We start from the raw sequence: 875 nt of genomic DNA on the forward strand, positions 1-875 counted from the left end.
GGACGGGTTCCCTTCGGGATTCCCCCGGGGCACTTCGGCATTACCCGGGACACTTCCGGATTCCCCGGGTCGCTTCACCCCATGATCGGCAGCAGGCCGCTCAGGTCCGCCCGCTCGCCGCTCGCGCTGACCTTCGCCTCTTCTACGGCTTCCCTCCACCTCGTCCGCCCGGTCGCGAGCCGGAGCCAGGTCAGGGGGTCGGTCTCCACGACGTTGGGCGGGGTGCCTCGGGTGTGCCGGGGGCCTTCGACGCACTGGACGACGGCGTACGGCGGGATGCGGACCTCGGTCGAGCCGCCGGGGGCTTTCGTGGCGAGGGCGTCGGCGAGGAGGCGGGTGCAGGCGGCGAGGGCCTGGCGGTCGTAGGGGATGTCCAGGCCGGGGACGGCGGCGTTCAAGTCGTCGGTGTGGACGACGAGTTCGACGGTGCGGGTGACGAGGTAGTCGGCTAGGGGCATGGCGCCGGCGTTGGTTTCGAGCAGCCTGGTGCCGGGGTGGGTGTCGAGGTGTTCGGTGAGGGTCTGCTCGATGTCGGCGAGGTAGGTGTCGAGGTCGGGGTGCTGTTCGGCGAGCGTGTGCGTGAAGTCGGCGATGGCCGAGGAGTTGGCCGCGGTGGCGAAGGGCCAGTCGAGGATCACGGCGTTCTGCGCCGGCGGGGGCGGTCGGTCCAGAGAGCGGTGGACCGCGGTGACCGCCATGCCGATGTGCGCGACCAGTTCGCGTACGGTCCAGTCGCCGAGGCGGGTGGGGAGCGCGAGTTGGTCGGGGGTGAGTGTCCCTACGGCTTTTCGTACGTTGCCGAACTGGGCCAGGACCGCGGTGCGGGTCTTGGCGGGGTCGTATGTACGGGCGCGCTTCTTGGCCGGGGGCATGGC

General features: G+C 71.0%; 1 protein-coding gene. It reads right to left on the reverse strand.

What is annotated here, in order from left to right; genetic code table 11:
* Nucleotides 1-74: 74 nt before the first annotated feature.
* Nucleotides 75-872, reverse strand: a complete 798-nt coding sequence (locus ACNFOC_RS54725; RefSeq protein WP_416966360.1) for a maleylpyruvate isomerase family mycothiol-dependent enzyme — start codon at nt 870-872, stop codon at nt 75-77.
* Nucleotides 873-875 lie beyond the last annotated feature (3 nt).

The organism is Streptomyces colwelliae (assembly GCF_048158785.1).
Taxonomy (GTDB): domain Bacteria; phylum Actinomycetota; class Actinomycetes; order Streptomycetales; family Streptomycetaceae; genus Streptomyces.

Coding starts and splice junctions, on each gene's coding strand:
- ACNFOC_RS54725 (WP_416966360.1), bottom strand. CDS start 872: ATGCCCCCGGCCAAGAAGCGCGCCCGTACATACGACCCCGCCAAGACC.